Here is a 2797-nt window from a genome sequence, read left to right as displayed (position 1 = left end):
CCACGCAGAGCGTGGGAACGATCAGATCGTCCGATCGCGGCCCGAGCCTTCGGTAGCTCCTACATTGGGCTTCGGTGTGTTCGGGTGCACCGTTTTCGCGCCTGACTTCGCCGTGTCGTCTATACATACCCCGCCCGACCGCGCTTGGCACGACCGCTGCAACCCTTCTGCGTCTTCCCCTTCCAGTAAGGACTGCCCCATGACGCAGAACGCCTCCGGCAACGATTACCCGCTCAGTGAAGTCCCCATGCACGCGCGCAAAGGCCTGGCCTCGACGGCGATGGTGTTACTGGGCTTCACGTTTTTCACCGCGACCATGTTTGCCGGCGGCAAGCTCGGGGTCGCGTTCGGTTTCGCCGAGATGATGGCGGTGATCATTGTCGGCAACCTGTTGCTCGGTCTGTACGCGGCAGGCTTGGGTTACATCGCCTTCAAGAGCGGCCTCAATTCAGTGCTGATGGGTCGCTTCTGTTTTGGCGAAGTTGGCAGCAAGCTCAGCGATCTGATCCTCGGCTTCACCCAGATTGGCTGGTACGCCTGGGGCACGGCGACGGCAGCGGTGGTGATCGGCAAGTATTTCAATCTCGATGAAACCACCGTGCTGGTCCTGATGGTGCTGTTCGGTCTGGGCTTCTGCGCTACGGCGTACATCGGTTATCGCGGACTGGAGATTCTCTCGTACATCGCGGTGCCGGCGATGATGTTGCTGCTGATGCTGTCGATGTGGGCAGCGACCGTGAAAGTCGGCGGCTTCGAAGGCTTGCTCAGCGTGGTGCCGAGCGGTTCGCTGGACTGGTCGACAGCGATCACCCTGGTCTTCGGCACCTTCGTCAGCGGCGCGACCCAAGCCACCAACTGGACGCGATTTTCGCGCTCGGCAAAAGTCGCGGTGCTGGCCAGCCTGATCGGTTTTTTCATCGGCAACGGCCTGATGGTGCTGATCGGCGCATATGGCGCGATCGTCTATCAACAGCCGGATGTGGTTGAAGTGTTGCTGTTGCAAGGTTTCGCCATGGCCGCGATGGCCATGCTGTTGCTGAACATCTGGAGCACTCAGGACAACACCATCTACAACTTCGCCGTGGCCGGCTGCAACCTGCTGCGTACCGGTCGGCGCAGAACCGTGACCCTCGGTGGTGCGGTGATCGGCACCCTGCTCGCCCTGCTGGGCATGTACGACATGCTGGTGCCGTACCTGATTCTGCTCGGCACGGTGATTCCGCCGATTGGCGGAGTGATCATGGCTGACTTTTTCTACCGCTGGCGCGGGCACTATCCGCGTCTGGCCGACGCACGGTTGCCGGCGTTCAACTGGCCGGGGCTCGGGGCCTACGGGGTGGGCACCGTCGCTGCGTTCAGTTCGCCCTGGGTCGCGCCGCTGGTAGGGATTGCCGCTGCCGCGCTAACGTATGTCATCGTCACCGGTATGCTCGGCGCCCGTCGCGTCAGCGCACCACTACAAGACCTATAAAAAGGATTCGCCTGATGCACATCATCAACGCCCGCCTGCGCAACCAGGAAGGCCTACACGAGTTGCACCTCGAAGACGGCCTGATCCACAGCATCGCCCGTCAGACCGAAGCGCCGACCCTCGGCCCGGATGACCTCGATGCCGGCGGCAATCTGGTGGTGCCGCCCTTCGTCGAGCCGCACATCCACCTCGACGCCACTCTCACCGCTGGCGAGCCGCGCTGGAACATGAGCGGTACGTTGTTCGAGGGCATCGAATGCTGGGGCGAGCGCAAGGTCACCATCACCGAAGAAGACACCAAGACCCGTGCCAAGAAGACCATTCAGGCCCTGGCCGCCCACGGCATTCAGCACGTGCGCACCCACGTCGATGTCACCGACCCGCAACTCACCGCGCTCAAAGCCATGCTCGAAGTGCGCGAGGAAAGCCGTCACCTGATCGACCTGCAGATTGTCGCGTTCCCGCAGGAAGGCATCGAGTCATTCCGTAACGGGCGTGAGCTGATGGAAGAAGCGATCCGCATGGGCGCTGACGTGGTCGGCGGCATTCCGCATTTCGAATACACCCGCGATCAGGGCGTCAGCTCGGTGAAGTTTCTGATGGACCTGGCCGAGCGCACCGGCTGCCTGGTCGATGTGCATTGCGACGAGACCGACGATCCGCATTCACGTTTCCTCGAAGTGCTTGCCGAAGAAGCGCGAAGCCGCGACATGGGCGCCCGCGTCACCGCCAGCCACACCACGGCGATGGGCTCTTATGACAACGCCTACTGCGCCAAACTGTTCCGCCTGCTCGGCCATTCCGGGATCAGTTTTGTCTCCTGCCCGACCGAAAGCATTCATCTGCAAGGACGTTTCGACAACTTCCCGAAACGCCGGGGCGTGACCCGCGTCAACGAACTGCTCGAAGCCGGCATGAACGTGTGTTTCGGTCAGGATTCGATCGTCGACCCGTGGTATCCGCTGGGTAACGGCAACATCCTGCGCGTGCTCGAAGCGGGTTTGCACATCTGCCACATGCTCGGTTATCGCAACCTGCAAAGCGCGCTGGATCTGGTCACCGACAACAGCGCCAAAGCCATGCACCTGGGCGAGCGCTACGGACTGGAACAGGGTCGCCCGGCGAACCTGCTGATTCTCTCGGCGGACAGTGATTACGAAGTGATCCGCAGCCAGGGCCTGCCGCTGTATTCGATTCGCAGCGGCAAGGTGTTGATGAAGCGGCAGATGTCGGTGGTGGAGTTCAGTTGAGATTGCGCTGGGGCTGATGGCCTCATCGCTGGCAAGCCAGGCTCCCACAGATTTTGTGTTGAGCACATGATTGGGC

The 2797-nt window shown here is 61.6% G+C and carries 2 protein-coding genes; both read left to right on the top strand.

Going from position 1 to position 2797, the window contains the following annotated elements; all coding sequences use genetic code 11:
* Window positions 1-199: 199 nt before the first annotated feature.
* The gene (codB, locus tag F8N49_RS27060) at window positions 200-1471 is read left to right on the top strand and encodes a cytosine permease (RefSeq protein WP_016775416.1); all 1272 of its coding nucleotides are present in this window, start codon (window positions 200-202) and stop codon (window positions 1469-1471) included.
* Window positions 1472-1485: 14 nt separating this feature from the next.
* The gene (codA, locus tag F8N49_RS27055; protein WP_151553259.1) at window positions 1486-2721 is read left to right on the top strand and encodes a cytosine deaminase; all 1236 of its coding nucleotides are present in this window, start codon (window positions 1486-1488) and stop codon (window positions 2719-2721) included.
* The last annotated feature ends 76 nt before the right edge of the window (window positions 2722-2797 follow it).

Source organism: Pseudomonas sp. GXM4 (genome assembly GCF_008923895.1).
GTDB lineage: Bacteria > Pseudomonadota > Gammaproteobacteria > Pseudomonadales > Pseudomonadaceae > Aquipseudomonas > Aquipseudomonas atacamensis.
This window is presented reverse-complemented; position numbering and strand designations above follow the sequence as displayed.

Excerpts from the sequence above, each read along its gene's own strand:
- codB (WP_016775416.1), top strand. The coding sequence starts at position 200 with ATGACGCAGAACGCCTCCGGCAACGATTACCCGCTCAGTGAAGTCCCC.
- codA (WP_151553259.1), top strand. The coding sequence starts at position 1,486 with ATGCACATCATCAACGCCCGCCTGCGCAACCAGGAAGGCCTACACGAG.